Here is a 22,513-nt window from a genome sequence, read left to right on the forward strand (position 1 = left end):
AACAAAAAGTTAAGGTTTTAAATTGTAACACATTGTACATTTGGGCGTCAACTTAAAAGACATAAATTAATTAACATGAAAAAAATATTTACCATTTTTGGTTTGAGCCTGCTTTTAGTGGCTTGTGGTTCTTCCAACAAATCGGCTACATCTAATGATTTAGCTACTAGTACTGCCATTGAAACATCAATAGATTTAACTAAAGTTACTGACGACAAAGCACCAGTAACAATTAATCCTGGTCGTTTTACTGTTGAAACTGTTACCTATAGGTTGCCCAAAGTTGTGCAAGGTACTTACTCGGTGAGTGACTTTGGAAAGTATGTAGATGATTTTAAGGCGTTTGATTACAGTGGAAACGAATTATCTGTTACAAAAGAAGATACGAACACTTGGACTATAAGCAATGCTAAAGAATTAGACTATATTACGTATTACGTTAATGATACTTTTGATATTGAATCTACAGGTGGCATAGGAGGTGAGCAACCTTTCTCTCCTGCAGGAACTAATATTGAGCCAGATAATTACGTGTTGAACCTACATGGGTTTATTGGTTATTTCGATTCATTAAAGAACAGCCAATACAAATTAGATGTGACTGCCGATGCTACTTTTAAGCGTACTTCGGCTTTAGAAACGGTTAAGTCTACTACGAGTGCAGATGGTAAGTCTATCACTACAAGTTACTTTGCGCCACGCTATTTTGACATTACCGATAATCCGATGATGTATGGAAATTTAGACGTCGAGGAATTTCAAGTTGGTGATATTAAAATTGTGTTGAGTGTATATTCTCCCAACGGAACACATTCAGCTACATCTATGCGAAATGCCATGGAAACTATGATGCAGGCGCAAAAAACATATTTAGGGGACATTAACAGTACACCTCGTTACGATATATACGTGTATTTATCTGAAGGTACTGCGGAATCACCAAAAGGATTTGGAGCTTTAGAGCACCATACCTCAACAGTGGTTGTAATGCCAGAGGCCATACCTGCAGCAGCATTGGATAAAAGCATGGTCGATGTGGTTTCTCATGAGTTTTTCCATATTGTAACACCATTAAGTGTCCATTCTGAAGATGTTCATTATTTCGATTATAATGCGCCAACATTTTCAAAACATTTATGGATGTACGAAGGTGTAACCGAATATTTCGCTACCTTATTCCAAGTGGACCAGGGTTTGGTAACAGAAGAAGAGTTTTATAACACCATTATGGGTAAAATAGGAACTGCAAATGGCATGAATGACTCCATGAGTTTTACTGAAATGAGTGAAAATGTTTTAGATGAGCCATACGCTAGTCAATATTACAATGTTTACCAAAAAGGTGCATTAATTGGAATGTGCATTGATATTTTAATTAGAGAGGGTAGTAATGGAAATCGCGGTATTCTATCATTAATGAAAGAATTATCTATGAAATATGGTAAGAATAAGCCGTTTGATGATGATAAGATAATTGACGAAATAGTAGCCATGACCTATCCGTCTTTAAGAGGTTTTTTTGATACCCATGTTATAGGTGATACACCAATTGATTATAATGAATTTTTTAATAAAGTAGGTCTTGAAATTTCAGAAGGAAGAGTTACAACAAATTATATTCAAGCTGGTGGAGGTTTAATTGTTGCTCCAGATCAAGGTAGAGGTGTTATTTATTTTAATAATGCGGTAACCGATAATAGTTTTTGGAATGAGCAAGGTGTAAAACCTAACGATGTTATCAAATCTATTGATGGCACAAAAGTAACGATGCAAACTGCAAACGAGATATTTCAAAAAGTTTTCATGTGGAAACCAGGAACCGATGTTGAAGTGGTTTTAGATAGAGATGGTGAAGAAATTGTAATTAAAACAACACTTACACAAGCTTATACTACAGGAAAAGGCTTAATGCCAAAAGCTGATGCGACTCCAGAACAAAAAGCTTTACGTGAAGCTTGGCTAAAAGGATAAATCCATCCGTTTACTATATTAAGTTTAAAGCCTGACGTTTTTGTCAGGCTTTTTTATTAATACTTTGCAGAATTTCCGTTAGGTAAAGACTTTTTAATAAATTCTCTTAAGTCCTCATTGGCTTGAATTAAATCTGCTTTACGCAAGTACATCATATGTCCACTTCTATAGCCTTTAAAAGACATGCGTCCTTTCATTTTGCCGCTTGGGTCTATTTGTGATAAAGAATATTTAGCCGCAAAATAGGTTGTAGCACCATCATAATATCCAGATTGGGTCATAATATGCAAATACGGGTTTTCAGCCATGGCTTGACGTAGATCCTCTCGTACCGTATTGTTTTGCCTGTTCCACGGATGAACATCTCCAAACATATTGTATTTAATATCGGTTTTAAAATTAAGATGTTCACGTATATAATAGTTGATGGCTGGTGTAAATGAATGAAGCCAAGAACTTAATTCGGCATTATAATCCGTACTCGATCCAGCTTCAATTTTGTCAATTCCTAGGTAGCGTGAGTCCAATCTACCAATAGTTTGACCCGTTTTGTCGCGTAATAGTTCTTTCCAAAAATATGATGTAGGGACATTTAAGTTATGTTGTAGAATAACTTTTTTTGATATACCAGAATACGTAGCCATCTGCTCGGCTACTTGTTCTCGTTCACTTTGAGTAATTGAGCTTCCTTTTGCAAGAGCTGGCATTAACGTATTGATGGCAAAGTTTTCAGCACTTGGTAAAATATCATTTAAATCTTGGCTCTGTAAGTTGGCATCCAACATATGGTGATACCAAGCTGCCGCAGTAAAATAAGGCAGGTTTAGGGCTGAATAGATAGGTTGCCCTGTACTATAAATATTATAATCAGCAGGTGAAACCATAATAACACCATTTAAGTACATCCATTGGTTGCCTTGTAACGCTTTTGCAAGTCCCATTACACGAGTTCCTCCATAGCTTTCACCAATAATATACTTTGGTGATTCCCAACGGTTATGCCGACTAACAAAAGTATTCATCCAATCAGCCAAATAGCGGATGTCTTCGTTAATTCCAAAAAACTGTTTTCTATCGGGATATTCGCCATCTTTATTTTTTACCATTCTAGAATATCCTGTATTTACTGGATTAATAAAAACAATGTCGGATACATCAATAATGGAGTGGTCATTCTGTTTAACACCATACGGTTGAACTGGGTAACCTTCATCATCAATATTCAATACCTGTGGTCCTGTATAGGCTATATGCATCCATACCGATGCCGAACCTGGACCGCCATTAAATGAAAAAATAATGGGTCTGTTTTTTCTGTCTTTTACATTATCACGGGTGTAATAAGTATAAAATAGGGTTGCCATAGGATTGCCATCTACATCCCAAACAGGTTGTGTGCCTGTTTCAGCAGTATACGAAAAACTGACACCTTTAACTGTGGTGTTATGTTTAGTAATGACTGTGGTGTCTAACGGGATTTGTATGTTTTGCCCAAAGAAGGAAATTGATATTAAGGAAACTGAAAGAAATAGAAATCGTTTCATATAGTAAGTTGTTTAGATTTTAAAATTACAGAACTTTTTTAGAACTTTTCGAATACGCTTAAACCAAATAATATAAAATCATACTTTTAAAATAAAATCTGTTAGATTTGCAGCAGTATATATTTAATGAAAATAGTATCACAATTGATGTTATCCATACTTTGGCAACTATTAGAAAATGAAAGCAACAATAACCTCTATAGAATTAAAAGGGCCTTTAAAATTTTTTGCCTTGTCCATACAGGCACTCAAAATTTCAAGACAGTTAAAGTCCACAAATTGCCAAAAATTTAAGAAAAGAGGAATTTGGACTAAACACTATACGATGACACTATGGAGAAATGAAACGGAACTTAAAGATTTTGCACATAGTGGTGCACATTTAGAGGCCATGAAAATTAGTAGCAAAATTGCCAGAGAAATTAGAACAATAACCATAGATACTGATTCGCTTCCTAATTGGACAGAAGCAAAGAAACTGTTAAAAAAAGGAAACGTCTATAAATATTAAAACAGTTGCCAACAAACCTATACGCAACACCCTCCAATTTACACCGACTAACATTGGAGAGTATGAATTAAAATTTAAATCACGTCCATCTGAATTTATTACGGTTAACATAACGGTTAACTAAAAGATGAGTTACTTGTAAAAAGTATGTAGATTCTAAAACCTTTCAAAAACGCCTAGTCCGAAAAGCGCAAAATCATATTTTACAGGATCATTTGAATCCATAGATCTTAAACTATCGTCTAGTTCTTGTAGGGCTTTGGCATCATTTTGTTTCCGATTTAGTAAACCTAGTTTTCTGGCCACATTACCAGAATGGACATCTAAAGGGCAGGAGAGTTGAGAGGGTTTAATATTTTTCCATATACCAAAGTCAACACCTGTGGTGTTGGGTCTTGCCATCCATCGCAAAAACATATTGATGCGTTTGGCTGCAGAATTTTTTAAGGGGTCTGAAATATGTTTTTGGGTTCTGGGCAGGTGCTCTATTTCAAAGAACACCTTTTTATATTCGTGAATAGCATTCTGAAGACTGGTTTCTTCAGCATGTTTTTCAAAAACAGACTCTAATCCTCTATGGTTCTTATAAACATGTTGCAAACCTGATATAAACGTTATAAGGTCAGTGCCATTAAAGGTACGGTGTACAAAGCTTTCTATTTTTTGCAAGTCGGTTTCCTTATGGCTTATAACAAAGTCATAAGGAGCATTATCCAGCAAATCCATCATTTTTTTGGAGTTGTTGATAATACTCTTACGGTTTCCCCACGCAATAGTAGCTGTAAGAAAACCAGATATTTCAATATCTTCTTTTTTAGAGAATTGATGCGGAATTTGAATGGGATCTGATTCTATAAATTTCGGGTTGTTGTACTGAATAACTTTAGAGTCGAGAAATTCTTTGAGTTCAGATTTTGTCATTTAACGTAAATTATAAATACTTTTCTTTGATTATTGTTTTAATAATTACGGTTGTACTGTTAAAATGAAACACAGCTATACTTAAACCAAGAAATGCAATGCGTATGGCTAGCATAACGTAATCAAGAGTTTCGTCTGCTACAAACCATTTAATAAAAGATCCAATAAGTGCTATTGACGATCCTACTATGGTGATAATAGCAAAAGCATAAATAGCTAATTTAGCGTGTTTACTTTTATTGATTATGAGTAGTAACACGAAGAATTGACAAATAGCTCTAACAATAGCAGGAACTGAATCTGAGAATATAAATGTGTAAATATTCCAAAGTACAAGTAGACTTAAAAATACAATTAAACATATTTTAAATAATGGGTTTTTAAAAAACGTTTCTTTCATTTTGTACTAGTTTTGACTGTCAATAGTAATTAAATCTATGGTACTTTCCAAACTTCACTTCTTTAATCAGAATTGATATGTTTTGAATAAAAACCATCTTTCAGATTTTCAGAAAATTGTTGCGGAATAACATTAAAATTGGTTTTAAAATATTCAAGTTGTTCTTTATTAATTGCTGGTAAAGGAATATCGCCAGTTCCCCAAAAGAAATCCATTTGCGTTGGTGAGTTGAATTTTAAGTTGCCTTCTTCTATAACATTATAACCGGAAAGGTATTTACTCAAACCAAAAGGTTGGACTAAATAGTCTGTGGAAAACTGACTGGGGGCACCATGATATTTATTCTTTATAAACTGTTTATTAATAGAAAATAGGATTGGCACTGTAGCTAATATGGTGCAAACAACTAATATCACACGAATAGTATTTTTATGAAAAACAAGGAGGGCTGATGCTAATAAGCTAAATAGCATGATAAAAGGAAAAAAGAAACGGTACTGTGGCGAAATGGCTAACAACATTAGCATGCTAAATACTGTGAGACCATAAATAAGCCAATACGCTTTTTTATTATAAAACCGCTTTAAAACAAAAGGGGCAACAACTAAAATAACAACTATGGCTTTATTAAACAGACCATGCAAACCAGAAGCCAGTATCCAGTGTTTAAAACGACTTGCCCACGAGGCTTGTTCAAAATTTTCTGGCAACATATTATAAGCGCTAGCTTTGCCGTATAATGAAAAGTAGGATTGTATACTTTCAGGAAGACTCCAAGTCACTTGAAACACATCAAGACTTTTTATCGGGAATAACGGATTTCCAGTTATAATTATATTTTTTATCAGTATTAAAACTATAGTCAACGTTGTTAGGCCTAAAGTTTGAAGTCTTATACCTCTGGTGAATACATAATACCGTTTAAAAAGTATTATAGGTAGCAAACAAAACGGTAACGCTGTAAGTTTAATAAAAACCATAAACAACACTAAAGACAAAATAATCATAAATGTAGAGCGATTATATTCATTAAAACACAAAATGAATTGGTGAAACACTATAAGCGATAATACATAAATGGCTATATCTGGTGAAGGTGTACTAATAAATTGAAATAAAAATATATTGAAAGCAGGAAATAAACCTACAGCTAAATTAATTTTTGAATTATCTGTTTTCTCTGTGTATAGATTTAATTGATTAATCGCATAAAAATTTCCTAAAAGTAAGGCTAGACCACTTATATCGTTAAATCTGTCATATAAAAAACTAAAATTAAAAGCACTTTGTAGTATATGCCAGCCAGATGTTTGTCCTAAAAACAAATGTAAATTTACTAGTCCCTTTACATAGCCATATTCATTAAGCCATTTTATGGTTTGAATGTAGTACGATTCATTATCAATTATAAAAGGAGGTGAAGCACATTGTGCCAAAATTATAACAGAAATACTGGCAAAAAGTATTTTATTAAAAGTATTTAATGATTGAACTTTTTGTTTTAATAAATATACATAACTTACTATTAATGATTTATTTATAAAAAATAAAATTAGAGTTAAAGCTGCTAGTGCAACTTGAAAAGTAGCGTCAATAGGAAACCAAATAGCATAACAACCAGTTAGAAGTGAGATACTAAAAAAACCTAGAAAAATGGTTATTGCAGGATGTTGTTTATGGATTTTAAATAGGCGATTAAAACTTACGCCAATTACACTTGAAATGGTTAGAATATATATCCATGATAGCAAAATAAATAGCATGTACTAAAAGTACTATTTAATTTATAATCTTGCCATCAACCATAGTTAATTTTCTGTCAGCCATATTAGCTAGTTCCTCATTGTGGGTAACAATAACAAATGTTTGTCCAAATTCATCACGTAGCTGAAAGAATAGTTTATGAAGATTTTCAGCAGATTCTGCATCTAGATTACCAGATGGCTCATCGGCAAAAATAATTTTCGGATTGTTTATTAGGGCTCTTGCAACCGCAACACGTTGTTGTTCGCCTCCAGATAATTCATTTGGTTTATGGTCGTAGCGATGCGATAATCCAAGAAAGTCTAATAATTCTTTAGCACGTTTTTCAGCCTCCTGTTTATTGGTCTTTTTTATAAAAGCAGGTATGCAAACGTTTTCAAGTGCTGTAAACTCTGGTAATAGCTGATGAAACTGAAAGATAAAACCTATTTGCTCATTACGGAACTTCGCTAGTGCTTTTTCGTTAAGCACATTAATGTTGGTATTGTTTAATTGGAATTCTGTATCTGAAGTAATTTCAGGCTTGTCCAGTGTACCTAATATTTGAAGTAAAGTTGTTTTGCCAGCACCAGAGGCGCCTACAATTGAAACTATTTCACCATGTTTAATATCTAAATCTACACCTTTTAAAACATGTAAATTACCGTAGTACTTATGTATATCTTTAGCTGTTATCATCTTGAGTTATTGCTGTAGCAAGGTAATACAATAAAAGCTGCTGTACAATTAGGCATCTGTTTTCTTACGGAAGATTTTTTTAACATTGTTATAATCAATAAAATATTGAATACGCAACGAAAACGTATTTTGAATGGGTTGCTTAAACAATGTATTTAAGCTTTCTGAATACCCAACATCAGATTCGCTATCGTAATTGAACAATTGATTTCTATACAAAGCTGTTAAGAAACTCCCTGGGGCAAATTGCCAAGAGTAACTTAAATCTAAATTCCAAGTACTAAAGTTAATATTCGGATTTGGTAAGCCTACATCTTCAAACGAACTGTCAACTTTGTTCAAACTGCCATCATCTTGTAGGACATATATATTATCTTCATAATCAACGGTACTCCAGTAATTTCTGAATGTCAACCCAATGGTGTGAAAAGGATTAAAACTATAACTTCCAGACAAACTGTTAACAATGGTGCGTCTATCGCGTTGTCCAAAAATAACAGAATCTCCCAGAGTGTTGGCATAACCACGATCTTTATATGTTGTATCTGAACTTAAATTATAAACAATCAGTAATTTGTCATTGAAACGGACTCTAGGGCTAAACCCAAACCAAATGGATGTGGTTTCACGACCACTTTCAAAAAATGTTGCACCACCAATATTGGCATCTAAAGCAAATTTCCTATTGTAATTAGAGGATAACCAAATATTACCGTTCAATCTATTTTCATAAACAAAATAGCTGCCCTCTTGTCGTGGTTCAAAATAGTCATATTGTTTACCAGGCTGAAAATTAATGTTGCCCCCAAATCCATCAAGACTTTTTAATTGACCAAAAAAACCAACACCAAAATTACTACCCGTATATGTGCTTGGGTTTGCTAATCGATTGTAATTATACCATGCATTAACTCTATAGCTGTTAAATTTTCCTTTTGGCTCAAAAATTCTATAGCTGGCATCAGCTCCAAATCTGTTAAAGTTGTTCCTAAACTGTAGGCCTAAATCGTTAATGTCGTAAACATCATCTGCGTAAGTATGGTCAATACTATACTGCCAGTTGCCAAATACTTTACCCAAACCAAGTCCATAGCTATAGCCCGTTTGCATGTCACCATTTTCCCTTACATTACTCATTTTAACTTCAGCCTCTAAATTATAAGTGTTAGCTTTCGTTGTTAAATCAGCAAGAAGTCCTGTAACATTGGCATCCCTAAAGCTACCCTCTCGCATTACATTTGTATTTATAATGCTTACAGAAGAGTTTTGATTAAATTGTTGGTCAACCACCAAAATGTTATAGTTTGCAAAGGGTTCAACTAATTCTTTTCGTCGTTCCCCTGTTTGGGTGTTTTCTATAGTTGCATAAGTTTTTTCAGTAATAGAATTAAAAATACCTGCTCCTAGGCCTTTTTTGGTTCGCCCAGAAACTTTGATGGCATTTAAAACTTTTACGGCGTCTGGATAGTCAACCAATTCTTCATTTGTATTTAAGTTAACATCACCCGTCGGACTATTTCCAACACGTCTAGAGAAAAATAAATTACCTTTGGTAAACAAATCGACACCTTCGGTAAAAAATTGGCGTTGTTCCGAAAAAGTCTGTTCAAAAGGACCTAAATTCAATACTACATTATCAAAACCAGCTTGGCTAAAATCTGGGATTAAGGTAGCATCCAATGTAAAGTTTTCAGTTATTCCATATTTAACATCCATACCAGCATTGAACTGGGTTTCAGTTTCACCATCATACGAATCTACAATTCCTGAAACAAAAGGGTAAAATGTTAGCCGAGTAGGAGGGTCTATATTCGCAATACCTTTTATTTCACCATTATAAATACCAATATTACCTTTGGTGACATCTACAGGGTTCCAAGTGTACTGTGAGCGGTCACGCCTAAAATGTCTATGGATTTGCATGCCCCATGTTTGTACTTCCTGATTAGAAAAACGCAATGTTCTATAGGGTAACTTCATTTCTACAATCCAACCGTCATCAACAATTTTTACCGCACTATCCCAAACCGCATTCCAGCCAAAATCCTCACCAATACTTGGGGATTCTAAAGCATCGGCTTGAGTGCCAGAGCTAAAAACAAAAAATTCAGTGTTGTTTTGTCCATCATTGTTTGGGTTTAGTATAAAGCCAAAAAAATCAGACTGACCAAAATTATCACGGCTAGTAAACTGTCGCATTATTTTCGATGGGTCATCGTATAAGTAAGCGCCAACATAAATAGCGTCATCATCATAAGTTATTTTAACTACTGTTCGCGTTTCTGGAGTTTCTTTTATGCCCATTTCTGGCCTAAACTGAACAAAATCTGTAGCGGCTTCTTCAGTATTAATCCAAACGGCATCATCTAAAATACCATCTATTTTTGGTGGAGTAGAAGTCTTGGAGATATTTAAGACTTTTTTTTCTTGAGCTAATGTTGATAAGATAGACAGCAAGAATAATACAATAAATAAGTAACGGTTCATTTAAGTTAGGTTGATTCCTATATTTTTGATTGATGTTATATAAGGACAATTAAAAAAATAGAATGTTACAGTATAGGCAACAAATCTAATAGGCTACAAGTTTTGAAATTCATAACTAAAAGTTAAATACATGTGGATTATGTTAATCTTTTGGTAAGGTTTTATTAAAATTTAAGACCTAATAGTTTTTCACTACATTTATAATTAATTATTTACAACTATGCCCTACAAGAATTTTGAAGAATACAATATTCAGGTTACAGATGATGTGAAAGCCCGTTATAAAAAAATCATTGAAGATTTAGGTGAAGACACAAACAGAGATGGTTTGCAAAAAACACCCGAACGCGCTTCAAAGGCTATGCAATTTTTGACTCAAGGTTATAATCAAGATGCTGCAGCAATCCTTAAAAGTGCCATGTTCAAGGAATCGTATAACGAAATGGTAATTGTAAAGGATATTGAATTGTATTCTTTGTGTGAGCATCATATTTTGCCCTTTTTCGGAAAGGCTCACATAGCTTACATTCCAAATGGTCATATTGTTGGTTTAAGTAAAATACCTAGAATTGTTGATGTTTTCGCAAGACGCTTGCAAGTTCAAGAACGGTTAACCGAACAGATATTGGATTGCATAAATGATACCTTAAAACCTCAAGGTGTTGCTGTAGTTATTGAAGCTTCCCATATGTGTATGATGATGCGCGGCGTGCAAAAGCAAAACTCGGTGACCACCACATCTGGTTTTCGTGGGCAGTTTGAAAAAATTGAGACCCGAAATGAGTTTTTAAAATTAATTAGTGAGAAATTGTCATAATCAACATTTTGGAACGTTATTTGTTTGTTAATGAATAGTTTATAATAGTTTTATATGTCATTACAAAATAGTTCAAAATCAAAAAAACTCGTTCTGGGGATTATTTTTGATTTGTTAGGTTATGTTTCCATTATATTTCCACCTTTTGATATTGTTTGGGCACCGCTATCGGCTTATCTTATGATAAAGATGTACGAGGGCACACCTGGTAAAGTGGCTGGTGTTATTTCCTTTGTGGAGGAGGCTTTGCCGTTTGTTGATTTTATCCCGTCATTTTCGCTCATGTGGTTATACACATTTGTTTTTACACGAAAAGAAACCAATTCTGAAAATTTAATTGAAAAAAAAGACGACCCGCAATAGGTCGTCTTTTTTTATTGACTTACTTTTATTTAATTACTCTACTGTAACAGGTGTAAACGTTTCTTCTATATCTGTTTCACCACCTGCGTTGGTAATATCACCATCACTAACACCTGCTGCATCTTTGTTAGGCTCATGTCTCAAGGTTACTGTTATGTCACCATCAACCGCAGTTCCAGTGTCTATGGTTTGAAATGTAATGTCTAAACCAATTGGGTTGCCATCAGTATCCATATCATTATAAGTTACAGTACCCAAGCTATTTGTTACAGTAAAAAATACTTGGTGTTCTAAACCTTCTGCCTGTACCTCTTCAGTAATGTCTTCAGCAGGATCTTCCAATTCATTTAAAAACTCAACTGCACCTGTGTATGTTGTATTACTTGCAAAAGGTCCAGAAATGGTTACTACTGGTGGATTTGGCCCATCACCATCTAAATCTTGTGTTTTTAATTCTACCGCTGTACCTCCTCCTGCAGGAGTAAAAGTAATTGTCATAGTTGTAATAACTTCTTCTTCATTTACAGGAGGAGGTGGCGTATTATCATCATCGTTTGAACACGATACAATAAGATTTGTGATTAATAATAATGTCAATAATTTTAAAAATGATTTCATAATTTCTTTTTGTTTTTTATTTAATAATTAAGTTGTAATTGTATAGTTATATTCCTTCCGGTATCATCAGCAAAATACCTTAACCTGTTTAAATACTCTCTATACGATGTATTAAAAATATTATCTACTCGCGCTAAAACATTAAGTTTACTTTTCTTAAATACATTAAACGTCATGTCTGCCTGAAAATTAAATAGGTTGTAAGCAGGAGGAGGTGTGCTTATATCGACTAATTCATACGAATCTGTAGTGGGAATATAGGTTTCGAAATTATAATCGGGATACCTATTTTGTTCCGCAACAAAAACATAATTTAAGCTTGCATTAAATGCGTTCCACTCCTTTTTACTGTAAGACACTGCAGTATCTAACCTAAATGAAGGCATATCTATTAGCGGTAAATCTTCATCAAGATTTTGCCCATAGATGTAAGATGTTTTAACGTTAAATGAAATAGCTTTGTTGAGATAATAATCTATGTTAGCATCCAACCCAATGAGATTGGCGTCTGTTTTCGTGTATTCCCATACTGGGAAGGCACCTCTGTTGGTTTCTTCTGTTCCAATAGGCTTTAAAAAAATAAAATCATTAACCCTATTGAAATATGAATCTAAAGTTATGTTGAATTTGTTGTTGTTAAAAAGATAACTCAACCCAAATCTGTTAGACGTTTCCTTACCTAATCTTAAATCACCAAGTTCTATTCTTGCAGCAGAGTGGTGTAAGCCGTCACTGAATAATTCAGATGGGTTTGGAGGTCTTGAAGACAGACTGTAATTAAATTTAATGTCGTGGTTTTCATTAATGTCAAAAAGCAAACCTGTTGAAACGGCAAAATTATTATATGTGAAAACGGGATTGGTTAAATACTGAATTCCAACTTCATCTATAATTATATCTGAAAAATCGTCATCATAACCACGTTCTTCCCATCTGCTTATATAATAGTATTTGTAGGCATCAATATGGTTTAAGTCGTAACGTACTCCAAAATCACCAATAAACTGTTCTGAAATATTGGCCTTTAAAATAAAATAGGCACCCAAATCATATTTGGTATAATCGGGAATAAGGCGTCTAACACCAGTATCTGGGTTGGCAAAATTATCTTGAAAACGTCCTGATAATCCAAAGTTTATTAGGTATCTACCTAGTTTGTCAACTTTTACATCGCCTTTAACGCTATGGGTTTGTAACCTTAAGTCAACTGCAGCTTTATCTCTGTCATTACCCACACGCTTGTCAAACTCATACCTATGGTTGTTTTGGTAATCATATTGAAAAGTTACCTTACCAAACGATTTAAAACGCATGTAACCTCTAGCTTTAGCTAATAAATGACTAACATCTTGTTTTGGTGCATTTATGTCATAACTGAACGGTTCGTTAATTAAAGGTTCATCACTGTTTATGGCATTTACCAAGTCGGCTGTGTTGCCTATATGAGAACTACTTAAAATACCTAACTCGCTATCAATATAACTAAAATAGACTTCAAAGCCTTTCTCAAAACTTTTATAGCCACTTTGAAAACTACCTGATAGATTTTGGGCACCTGTATTATTCAAGTAATAATCAGGAGCCTTTAAATCACCATTTTGCTTGTATCCTAAATTTCCGTTTAAATACCAGCCCGAATCAAAGTTTTTAGCCAACGAACTATTAACATTAAACCCTCTACCGTTACTTTGATATCCCATAATTGTTTTGCCAAAAAGGGTGTCAATAATGGCTATATTCTTGGGTTCTAATATAATTGTGCCACCTATGGCATCACTACTATAGGCCAGCGCGCTAGATCCTTTGATTACTGAAATAGAATTTGCCGAATTGATGTCAATATTGGGTGCATGCTCTATTCCCCATTCTTGGTTTTCCAACCTTACACCATTGTTTAGAATGACAATTCTACTGCTGTGTAACCCATTAATCACAGGTTTAACAATCTCGTTACCAGTGTTTATAGAGCTAACACCAGATACCTGCTTAATAACATCACCAAGACTAGCCGAACTGTTATTATCAATGTAGTCCTTTCTAATAATAGTTTCTTGGCCAGTATCTGTTTCTTTAGATACTGAAGCGCCTTCTACATTTACGGTTTCCAGCTCTTCAACATGATGTTCCAGATACACAACTTTATACAAGTCATCCTGCAAGTCTATTTCAACAACCTTTGTTTCACAGGAAATATGCGAAATTGAAAGTTGATAAATACCTTTACATAGATCATTGATATTAAAATTACCTTCTAAATCAGATGTTGTATACGAATCTGTTGTCTTATTGTATATGGTAGCATTAACTATTGGTTCACCATTATGAAAATCTTGTATTTTACCAGATAAATTCAGTTTACAGGTTTGACCAATTGCACTAAAACCAAAAATAAACACAGCTATTGTAGCAATGCAGTGCTTCATGTTTTAATTTATTAGTTTTTAAATTTAATTTTAGTGTACGTTTTTCGGAGATATGTCATTCATAAAACGTCACATAACTTTATTAAACTAATATTTGAGGAGGAGCTCTTAAGGAAAAGTATAAATGCTGATGATTATATTTGAAGTTATATAACCCAAAATTTTCTATAGAAGAGTAAAAATCTATGATAGGGATTTTATACTGAAAGTCAGGAATTAGTAAAGAATTACTAATATTAAACTTATAAAACTCACACTCTAAATCTAGCGTATGTAGGTGAGTGGTAGAGCTATCAACACATACTTCATGCTTATGGTCTTCAAAGGCATGGCCTAACTTAACAACAGAAGGTGCTAATAAAGTTAGCACAATACTTATTGTAAGGCATTTAAAAATTATATGTTGTAATAGGTTCTGCATTAATCTATAAACCGCTTAAAACCAAATCTACGAAGCATCTTTTTTTCAAACGTCCAGAAAAACTGAAATTGTCCAAATAGCCATCCAAAAAACACCAATAGAATTTGGTAGAAAATGAGCCCAATAATAATGAATAATATCCAATAAACAATGGGGTTTAAGTTTTCTTTAGTTATACCAAGTAGTTTAATTATCGGCCTTCCAACAAAAAGGGAAGACGTTCCTGTAATGGCAAAGACAATAAAAATACGTATCATTTCCCATTTGTAATCTACAACCCATTTGTTTTCAAGCTTTTTAAACAGGAACAATGTTATTTTCAGAAAAACAAAATAGAGTACCAGTGTAGCTAAAATAGTAAAGGCAATATGGTAATCTGAAGTGAATTTATAGGCCAATTTAAACGAACTATAAAGAAGGCCCACTATGCCTAGAAAAGGAAACAATAATTGCCAATTCTCTTGTATTTCCCAACGCTCTTTAAATTGTTTCATGCTTTAAATTTGGGTGCAAAGATAATTCAAAATCTAGGAATGGCGAACTAAAATCGTGGATTGTGTGTGGTTAATTTTTGATTGTATTTTTCTTCAAAAAACACAAAGTAGTGGTATAGTGTATAATTAACGTCAAAACCATAATCAACCCCTTGCGTGTAATTTATTTGCATGTCATACAAACTCGTATTATACCCAGATGTTACAACGCGTCTATTCCATTCGGTGACATATTGAATATTTCTGGCTTCTAAAAACGATTGCGTATAATACGATTTTGGTCTAGCACGACGTAGCATCCAAGAATCAAATCCAGAGTCAATAATGATAACTTCGTATTCAAGCTCATCATTTGCAATACGAATGGTATCTTGGGTTTCTTCTCGGTCAACCTCATTACTCGATGACACACCTGCATTATTTGTTTTGCAGCTGGCAAATAACAAAGCAATAATCAATATGGAGAGCAACGCTTTCATTTGGCAATTTTTATTAAAAATACAAATAATTACTGGTTTTATAAAAATGCATAAGCTCTTAAACAAAAAAAAGCCAGGCTTGTACAAGTCTGGCTTTTAATTATAAATTTTAAAAAAAGAATTACTTTCCGAACAGTCCACCTAGTAAGCCTCCAAGGCCACCTTTCTTTTTGTTTCCACCCAGTACCATTCCAGCTACATCATCAACAACACTACCATCACCATCAGCATCTAAAATAGATTCCAAAAAGCTTTGTTCTTGTTGAGGCGAGTTTCCTGTAAGTAATCCACCTAAAAGACTTTCTAATCCAGAAGGGCTGTTAACTTGTTTTTCGCGAGTTTGTTTTCCAAGCATGCCTAATAACAATGGAGCTGCTATTTTTAATATTTGAGCAACCGAGTTTGAATCCACGCCTGCTTTTGCTCCAATAGCATTTTGTACGTTGGTTTGTTTTTGGCCTAAAACATGGCCTAAAATTTTACTGCCATCATCCAAAACATTTTGGTCAACACCACCTCCAAACAAACCATCTAGATTATCTAGAATGCTGCCATCATGCTTACTATTTAATGCTCCCATAAGACCTTCAGCACCTTGAGGAGTTGAAGCATTGCGTTTCATGGCAGCCATTAAAACAGGCAAAGCCATAGTTAAAACATCATTGGTTTTATTCTCTGATTCGTTGGTTTGGCCAGCAACACCGCTAACTATGCTTTTGCCAATATCACTGTTTAATAAATCTAAAATTCCAGACATGCGTATTTAATTTGATTAATAGAGCCTCAAGATACTAAATATCAATTAATTGTTAGTTGTCTTTTACTTTTAATAAACTAATAATTTGAGATGCCAATTCTGTTCCAATTCTGTCTTGGGCTTCATTGGTTGCAGCACCAATGTGTGGGGTTAATGAAATACGACGGTCCATTAAAACTTTAATAGCTGGTTTTGGTTCCTCTTCAAAGGTATCCAAGCCTGCAAAGGCCACTTTTCCAGATTCTAAAGCTTCAATTAACGCTACTTCATCAATTACACCACCTCGTGCAGCATTAATAATACCAACACCATCTTTCATGATTTCAAAATGACTCTTCCCAATTACATAATCGTCTTGGGCTGGTACATGCAAGGTCACAAAATCAGAATGCTTTAAAACCTCTTTCATCGGTTCAGTTTCTATTTCAACATTTATATACTGTCCGTTATAGAATTCAACCTTAATATCTGCTTTGCCAACAAACTTATCACTGGCAATAACTTTCATGCCAATACCCAGGGCTATTTTGGCAACTTCACGGCCAATACGCCCAAAACCAATAATTCCTAATGTCTTTCCACGTAATTCAGTTCCGTTGGCGTAATTTTTCTTTAACGACTTAAATTGGGTATCACCATCCAATGGCATATTTCTATTGGAATCGTGTAAAAAACGTGCACCGCCAAACAAGTGGGCAAATACCAATTCGGCTACAGATTGAGAAGATGCTGCTGGTGTATTAATAACATGAATACCCTTATTACGTGCATATTCAACATCAATATTATCCATACCAACACCACCACGGCCAATGATTTTTAAAGAGGGGCAGCTATCTATTAAATCTTTTCTAACTTTAGTAGCACTACGTACTAAAAGTACAGCAATTTGGTTGTCGTTAATATAATTAGCTAATTGCTCTTGGGCTACTGTAGTTGTTAACACTTCAAACCCACCAGCTTCTAATGCTTCAATACCGCTTTTTGAAATGCCATCGTTTGCTAATACTTTCATAATTATTTCCTGTCTTTCGACACTGCTCAAGATAAACTCCAGCAGGATTTTTTTTAATTAAACTTATATTTAAAAGTTCCCATGGTTATGGAAACACTATGCTTTACGCTCTAATTCACTCATTACATCAACCAAAATACCAACGCTGTCTAAAGGCAAGGCGTTGTACATAGAGGCACGATAACCACCAACACTTCGGTGTCCGTTTAGTCCATTTATACCTTCTTCTTTTAGCATGGTTTCAAAGGTTTCCTTTAAATCCTCGTTGGTAAGGTTAAAGGTGGCGTTCATGATTGAGCGATCTTCTTTTGTAGAAAACCCTTTAAATAGTGGGTTTAAATCAATTTCTGAATAAATTAATTGCGCTTTCTTTTCGTTTTCTTTTTCAATGGCTTCAATACCACCTAAATTCTTCAACCATTCCAATGTCAACATAGACACATAAACTGCAAATACAGGAGGTGTGTTAAACATGCTGCTTTTGCTAATATGCACCTTGTAATCCATCATTGATGGTATTTTACGTGATACTTTCCCTAGAATATCTTCACGAACTACTACCAGTGTGGTTCCTGCTGGACCCATGTTTTTTTGTGCGCCTGCATATATTAAATCAAATTGTGTAAAATCTAACTGACGTGAAAAAATATCACTACTCATATCGCATACCATAGGTATATCGCAATCTGGAAACGCTTTCATTTGTGTTCCAAAAATAGTGTTGTTTGAGGTGCAGTGAAAATAATCGTAATCTGTTGGAATATCGTAACCCTTTGGAATGTAGTTGTAGTTCGCATCTTTAGATGAAGCCACTTCGTAAATATCATCAAAAATACGGGCTTCTTTTATGGCTTTGTCACTCCAGGTTCCTGTATTTAAGTAGCCTGCTCGTTTTTCCAATAAGTTAAGGGCAACCATTAAAAATTGTGTGCTGGCACCACCTTGTAGGAAAAGTGCTTTATAGCCCTTGCCTTCAAGACCTAACAATTCTAAAACCAAAGCACGCGCTTTTTCCATAACATCTACAAAAGGTTTACTCCTGTGCGATATTTCTAGTAATGATAAGCCGTTATCGAAATCTAAAATAGCTTCAGATGCTTTAAGCATAACTGCCTTTGGTAAAATGCATGGACCTGCACTAAAATTGTGTCGTTTCATGGTGAGTTTTTTAATAAGCACAAAGGTGCTAAATTCTTATAAGAATGCCGTTAATAAATTGATAATTTATCAACTATATTTTTAACAAAAATGCAATGGTATCCACATTATCAGCATAGTCCCAAAGCTGCGGATTTTGTGTTTGCCCAAAATCAACAGATTGCGCTACAACGTCTTTTGATACCACACATTGTATCTTGTCAGATTCTGTTATCAGTCTGTCCTGTAACTGCTCTAAACTGTCATAATGCTCGTAAAAAACCGTAGCAATAGGTGAGGCGTAGCTTTCGTCTTCCTTTATCATTAAAAAGCCATTTTCCAGCATATCAAATTCGCTCATTAAATATACAGCCTTGTTGTAATCGTAGTTATTGGCGTATTTGGTTTGCTCAATTATAGGATGCCATTTATACATGCCTTGAAAAAAACCATCAAAATTATAATCTTTAGGCACAAATAGTTTCGATACGTTTCGGCAACCCAACCCGTAATATCTAAAAATATCTTCCGATAGGTTTTCAAAATCTTCATCCGTTTCATCGCCCGTTAAAACAGCAACCGAGTTTCGGTTCTTTCTAATTATAGATGGTTTCCCTCTAAAGTAATATTCAAAATAGCGTGCGGTGTTATCGCTACCCGTGGCAATAACCGCATCAAAGTCGTTTAGTTTGTCTTCGGTAAAGCTAATATTGCCTTTAAATTCAGGTTCCACATATTCCAGATACTTGCTTAAATAGGGTAGCAGATGCTTATCGTTAGACGACTGCTTAACCAAAACCTGATGGCCCGAAATCAACACTGCCAAAAAATCGTGAAACCCAACCAAGGGAATATTCCCAGCCATAATAATGGCCACTTGTTTGGGTATAAGATTATTAAAGTTATACTTCGAAAACCAAGTTGTAAAGTTGCTTTTAGTCAGTGCATTAGACCAATTGTTAAAAGCATAAGCTATATTCTCAATAGTAAACCAGCCGTTGTGCTCTTCGGCGAGTTTTATTTGGTGTTTAAAGCCCTCAAAAAAGAGATCGTTATGTAGCACAGCTTCATTTTTGGTAAAATTAGGCGTACTAAATTGCTCTAGAAATTTACCCAATTCTACAAACGCATTAATTCTTTTTTCTAAATCCATAGTTCATTTGGTTATGAATGGTTTTGGCTTTATTTTTGCACTCGCAAAAGTACATGATTTTTTTAAGTTGTAAATTTCATGAGTAAACTAAAATAAAATCATGTACTAACGAAGTGATTCCTTCAACAAAAAGTATTTTTATAATTTTTAAATAAAAATATTTTTCTCTTGAAGAAAAGTACGCAAACTTAAACGAAAAATTACTATGGCAATTATAATAACAGACGAGTGTATTAACTGTGGCGCATGTGAGCCAGAATGCCCAAACACGGCTATTTATGAAGGAGCGGATGATTGGCGTTATAACGATGGTACCAGTCTGTCTGGCGATATTGTGCTGCCTGACGGAAAAGCTGTAAATGCCGACGAAGCCCAAGAGCCTATTAGTGACGAGATTTACTACATTGTCCCAGATAAGTGCACGGAGTGTAAAGGTTTCCACGAGGAGCCACAATGTGCGGCCGTATGCCCTGTGGACTGCTGTATACCAGACGACGACCATGTAGAAAGCGAAGAAACCTTATTAGGTAAACAACGTTTTATGCATCCTGATTCTTAATGAACAAGTAATAATGAATAATTAACAATGACCCAAGCAAATAGCTTGGGTTTTTTTGTTTACAGGCTCTAATAAAATCTTTTTCCTAAATTAGACAACAAACTCATTATAAACAAATCCACATCATCAACAGATAATCAACCAACCCATGATTAAATTCTTCCGTAAAATCCGTCAAAACTTACTTATGGAAAACAAAACCAGTAAATATTTTAAATATGCCATTGGCGAAATTTTTCTTGTTGTTATAGGGATTTTGATAGCCTTACAAGTTAGTAACTGGAACAAACAGAGAATAGATACCCATTCTGAACAAGAGGTTTTAATTGATTTAAATACGGAGATAAAATCTAACATTAAGGAATTGGAAATTATAATAGAGGAGCATAAAAAATCTTTGGATGCAGGAAATGAGATTATGTCTATGATAATGGATTCCAGCAAACTAAAAAGTATATCAAACGATAGTTTAAATTCCATTTTAATAATCATGAACTATAATTATACCTATGACCCGAAATTAGGTATTTTGAATTCTGTAATAAATTCAGGAAGAATCAATCTCATTCAGAATAAGGAAATAAGATATAAGTTGTCATCAATCAATGAATCCATCATTGATGCTAATGAATCTACACAGGTAATAGAAAAAATTAGAGCTGAATATTATTGGCCAATGATAGCTTCAAAAAGAGCCATTATTTATAACAAAAAAATCTCTTCAGATACTAAAGAATCATTTCAAAATCCTGAATTTATTTGGTGGGTAAACTTCATTACAGCTGTAAGGCAAGAAGGTTTAGATGAAGAGAATGAATTGTTGAAATTTCTTAACAACATTAATGATCTAATAGAATCGGAAATAAAAAACTAACCACACCATGATAAAATTCTTTAGGCGAATACGCCAAAATTTGATTTCAGAAAACAAAACAGGCAAATACCTAAAATATGCCATTGGCGAAATTATACTTGTAGTTATCGGTATTCTAATTGCCTTACAAATTAACAACTGGAATGAAAAACGTAAAGAGTCCAGACTTGGTTACCAGTATTTAACTGAAATGCGCTATGAATTACAAGCCGATGTCTCAATGATTAATGGTTATATATCCCGATTGGAAAAAAATATAGAAAATAACGAAGCAGCTTTAAAAACTAAAGACATTAACTCCTTATCATTAGACAGCCTTACTATGCTTATATCACCTCAAAATTTAGATTTTAAGGTAAGCGAATTGACATATAATAAAATGAATAATTTGGGTATTACTAAATTGTCTAACAACCACCAGCTGAATACAATGATTACCAATTACTATAACAAACGAGTAGTTGGCCAAAAATTATCACTGGCTTATTTGTTTGAATCTTTTAAAAAGTATAATGACTATTTTACATACCAACAGGACTATTTTGACGTATATTCTTTTGATAAATATCCATCACTTATAAATGAAACCCAAGAAGAACATGATAGCTTAAACAGGTTAGGACTTATAAAATTTATTACTTCAATTAGAGGAAGAAACCTTATAATAGAAGATTTAGGAAATAAAAAGTACGCATTAAGTGGTTTACAAGGCTTTCAAGCCGCTACAGTTGGCTTATTAAGTTCTGTTTACAATGAGCTAAAACAGCAAAATTCTACTATTGACCCATTACCAGAATTACCAGAAGGGTATAACTTTAAAGTTATAGAGTTACCCGAGGATGTCCTAAAACAATACCTTGGAAGGTACGAGTTAACTCAAGATGCTTATATTTTGATAGAATTTGAAAACAAAAAACTCTTATTAACTTATCATAATGAAGATGGTGATAACTTTCGCAAACTTGATATCTCACCTTTTGAAGAAGACAAATTTTTCATTCATGAGTTTTTGCAGCAAGTATATTTCAAGAGAGACAATGGCGAAGTAAAAAGTGCTGCCTTTAATCAAAACGGAGAAAGGGAGTATAAAAAAATCAACTAAAGCTCGACCTGACAAACACTGTTAA

The 22,513-nt window shown here is 34.0% G+C and carries 21 protein-coding genes; 7 read left to right on the plus strand and 14 right to left on the minus strand.

Annotated elements, in window-relative coordinates:
* Window positions 1–75 precede the first annotated feature (75 nt).
* Entirely contained in the window at window positions 76–1,971 is a 1,896-nt protein-coding gene (locus tag MTX13_RS12225) for a M61 family metallopeptidase (RefSeq protein ID WP_250435827.1), read from the plus strand.
* A 56-nt stretch (window positions 1,972–2,027) separates the two neighbouring features.
* Here MTX13_RS12225 and MTX13_RS12230 read toward each other — a convergent pair whose 3' ends face one another.
* A complete protein-coding gene (locus MTX13_RS12230) occupies window positions 2,028–3,515 on the minus strand; it encodes a S10 family peptidase (RefSeq protein WP_250435829.1) in 1,488 nt (495 codons plus the stop codon).
* A 178-nt stretch (window positions 3,516–3,693) separates the two neighbouring features.
* Between MTX13_RS12230 and MTX13_RS12235 the strand changes: the two genes are divergently transcribed.
* Window positions 3,694–4,026 (plus strand): DUF3291 domain-containing protein, encoded by a 333-nt coding sequence (locus MTX13_RS12235; protein ID WP_250435830.1) that lies wholly within the window; start codon window positions 3,694–3,696, stop codon window positions 4,024–4,026.
* 156 nt (window positions 4,027–4,182) lie between these two features.
* Here the strand turns inward: MTX13_RS12235 and MTX13_RS12240 are convergent, their stop codons facing one another.
* The 5 genes from MTX13_RS12240 to MTX13_RS12260 all read right to left on the minus strand — a co-directional run bounded on the left by MTX13_RS12240 (window position 4,183) and on the right by MTX13_RS12260 (window position 10,276).
* Window positions 4,183–4,947 (minus strand): TIGR02757 family protein, encoded by a 765-nt coding sequence (locus MTX13_RS12240; RefSeq protein WP_250435838.1) that lies wholly within the window; start codon window positions 4,945–4,947, stop codon window positions 4,183–4,185.
* A gap of 10 nt (window positions 4,948–4,957) precedes the next feature.
* A complete protein-coding gene (locus MTX13_RS12245; protein WP_250435840.1) occupies window positions 4,958–5,347 on the minus strand; it encodes a hypothetical protein in 390 nt (129 codons plus the stop codon).
* Window positions 5,348–5,409: 62 nt separating this feature from the next.
* The gene (locus MTX13_RS12250) at window positions 5,410–7,110 is read right to left on the minus strand and encodes an LIC_10190 family membrane protein (protein WP_250435841.1); all 1,701 of its coding nucleotides are present in this window, start codon (window positions 7,108–7,110) and stop codon (window positions 5,410–5,412) included.
* A gap of 16 nt (window positions 7,111–7,126) precedes the next feature.
* Window positions 7,127–7,789 carry an ABC transporter ATP-binding protein gene (locus tag MTX13_RS12255; RefSeq protein WP_250435843.1) on the minus strand — a complete coding sequence of 221 codons (663 nt, stop codon included), beginning with the start codon at window positions 7,787–7,789 and terminating at the stop codon, window positions 7,127–7,129.
* Between the two features lie 48 nt (window positions 7,790–7,837).
* Window positions 7,838–10,276, minus strand: coding sequence for a DUF5916 domain-containing protein (locus MTX13_RS12260; RefSeq protein ID WP_250435845.1), 2,439 nt, complete (start codon window positions 10,274–10,276; stop codon window positions 7,838–7,840).
* A gap of 220 nt (window positions 10,277–10,496) precedes the next feature.
* On the opposite strand from MTX13_RS12260, the gene folE reads away from it, so the two are divergent.
* Together folE and MTX13_RS12270 are read left to right on the plus strand one after the other, a co-directional pair.
* On the plus strand, window positions 10,497–11,093 hold the full coding sequence (gene folE / locus MTX13_RS12265; RefSeq protein WP_250435847.1) for a GTP cyclohydrolase I FolE: 597 nt from the start codon (window positions 10,497–10,499) through the stop codon (window positions 11,091–11,093).
* A gap of 54 nt (window positions 11,094–11,147) precedes the next feature.
* Window positions 11,148–11,456: a hypothetical protein gene (locus MTX13_RS12270; RefSeq protein ID WP_250435850.1), complete on the plus strand. Its 309-nt coding sequence runs from the start codon at window positions 11,148–11,150 to the stop codon at window positions 11,454–11,456.
* 33 nt (window positions 11,457–11,489) lie between these two features.
* Here MTX13_RS12270 and MTX13_RS12275 read toward each other — a convergent pair whose 3' ends face one another.
* The 8 genes from MTX13_RS12275 to MTX13_RS12310 form a co-directional block, all read right to left on the minus strand.
* Window positions 11,490–12,074, minus strand: a complete 585-nt coding sequence (locus tag MTX13_RS12275) for a type 1 periplasmic binding fold superfamily protein (protein WP_250435860.1) — start codon at window positions 12,072–12,074, stop codon at window positions 11,490–11,492.
* A gap of 20 nt (window positions 12,075–12,094) precedes the next feature.
* Complete coding sequence (locus MTX13_RS12280; RefSeq protein ID WP_250435862.1) at window positions 12,095–14,497, minus strand: TonB-dependent receptor; 2,403 nt, start codon at window positions 14,495–14,497, stop codon at window positions 12,095–12,097.
* 420 nt (window positions 14,498–14,917) lie between these two features.
* Complete coding sequence (locus tag MTX13_RS12285; protein WP_250435864.1) at window positions 14,918–15,412, minus strand: DUF6787 family protein; 495 nt, start codon at window positions 15,410–15,412, stop codon at window positions 14,918–14,920.
* Between the two features lie 47 nt (window positions 15,413–15,459).
* Window positions 15,460–15,891: a DUF6146 family protein gene (locus MTX13_RS12290; protein WP_250435866.1), complete on the minus strand. Its 432-nt coding sequence runs from the start codon at window positions 15,889–15,891 to the stop codon at window positions 15,460–15,462.
* 121 nt (window positions 15,892–16,012) lie between these two features.
* Window positions 16,013–16,648, minus strand: coding sequence for a DUF937 domain-containing protein (locus tag MTX13_RS12295; RefSeq protein WP_250435868.1), 636 nt, complete (start codon window positions 16,646–16,648; stop codon window positions 16,013–16,015).
* Between the two features lie 52 nt (window positions 16,649–16,700).
* A complete protein-coding gene (locus MTX13_RS12300) occupies window positions 16,701–17,663 on the minus strand; it encodes a D-2-hydroxyacid dehydrogenase (RefSeq protein WP_250435871.1) in 963 nt (320 codons plus the stop codon).
* 96 nt (window positions 17,664–17,759) lie between these two features.
* Complete coding sequence (gene serC / locus MTX13_RS12305) at window positions 17,760–18,821, minus strand: 3-phosphoserine/phosphohydroxythreonine transaminase (protein ID WP_250435873.1); 1,062 nt, start codon at window positions 18,819–18,821, stop codon at window positions 17,760–17,762.
* A gap of 73 nt (window positions 18,822–18,894) precedes the next feature.
* Window positions 18,895–19,953, minus strand: coding sequence for an acyl-CoA reductase (locus tag MTX13_RS12310; protein WP_250435875.1), 1,059 nt, complete (start codon window positions 19,951–19,953; stop codon window positions 18,895–18,897).
* 205 nt (window positions 19,954–20,158) lie between these two features.
* Between MTX13_RS12310 and MTX13_RS12315 the strand changes: the two genes are divergently transcribed.
* The 3 genes from MTX13_RS12315 to MTX13_RS12325 all read left to right on the plus strand — a co-directional run bounded on the left by MTX13_RS12315 (window position 20,159) and on the right by MTX13_RS12325 (window position 22,488).
* Complete coding sequence (locus tag MTX13_RS12315) at window positions 20,159–20,512, plus strand: 4Fe-4S dicluster domain-containing protein (protein WP_250435884.1); 354 nt, start codon at window positions 20,159–20,161, stop codon at window positions 20,510–20,512.
* Between the two features lie 148 nt (window positions 20,513–20,660).
* A complete protein-coding gene (locus MTX13_RS12320) occupies window positions 20,661–21,386 on the plus strand; it encodes a DUF6090 family protein (protein WP_250435886.1) in 726 nt (241 codons plus the stop codon).
* A 7-nt stretch (window positions 21,387–21,393) separates the two neighbouring features.
* Window positions 21,394–22,488, plus strand: a complete 1,095-nt coding sequence (locus MTX13_RS12325) for a DUF6090 family protein (RefSeq protein ID WP_250435888.1) — start codon at window positions 21,394–21,396, stop codon at window positions 22,486–22,488.
* The last annotated feature ends 25 nt before the right edge of the window (window positions 22,489–22,513 follow it).

It is taken from the genome of Hanstruepera flava (assembly GCF_023634025.1).
GTDB classification, from domain to species: Bacteria; Bacteroidota; Bacteroidia; order Flavobacteriales; family Flavobacteriaceae; genus Hanstruepera; species Hanstruepera flava.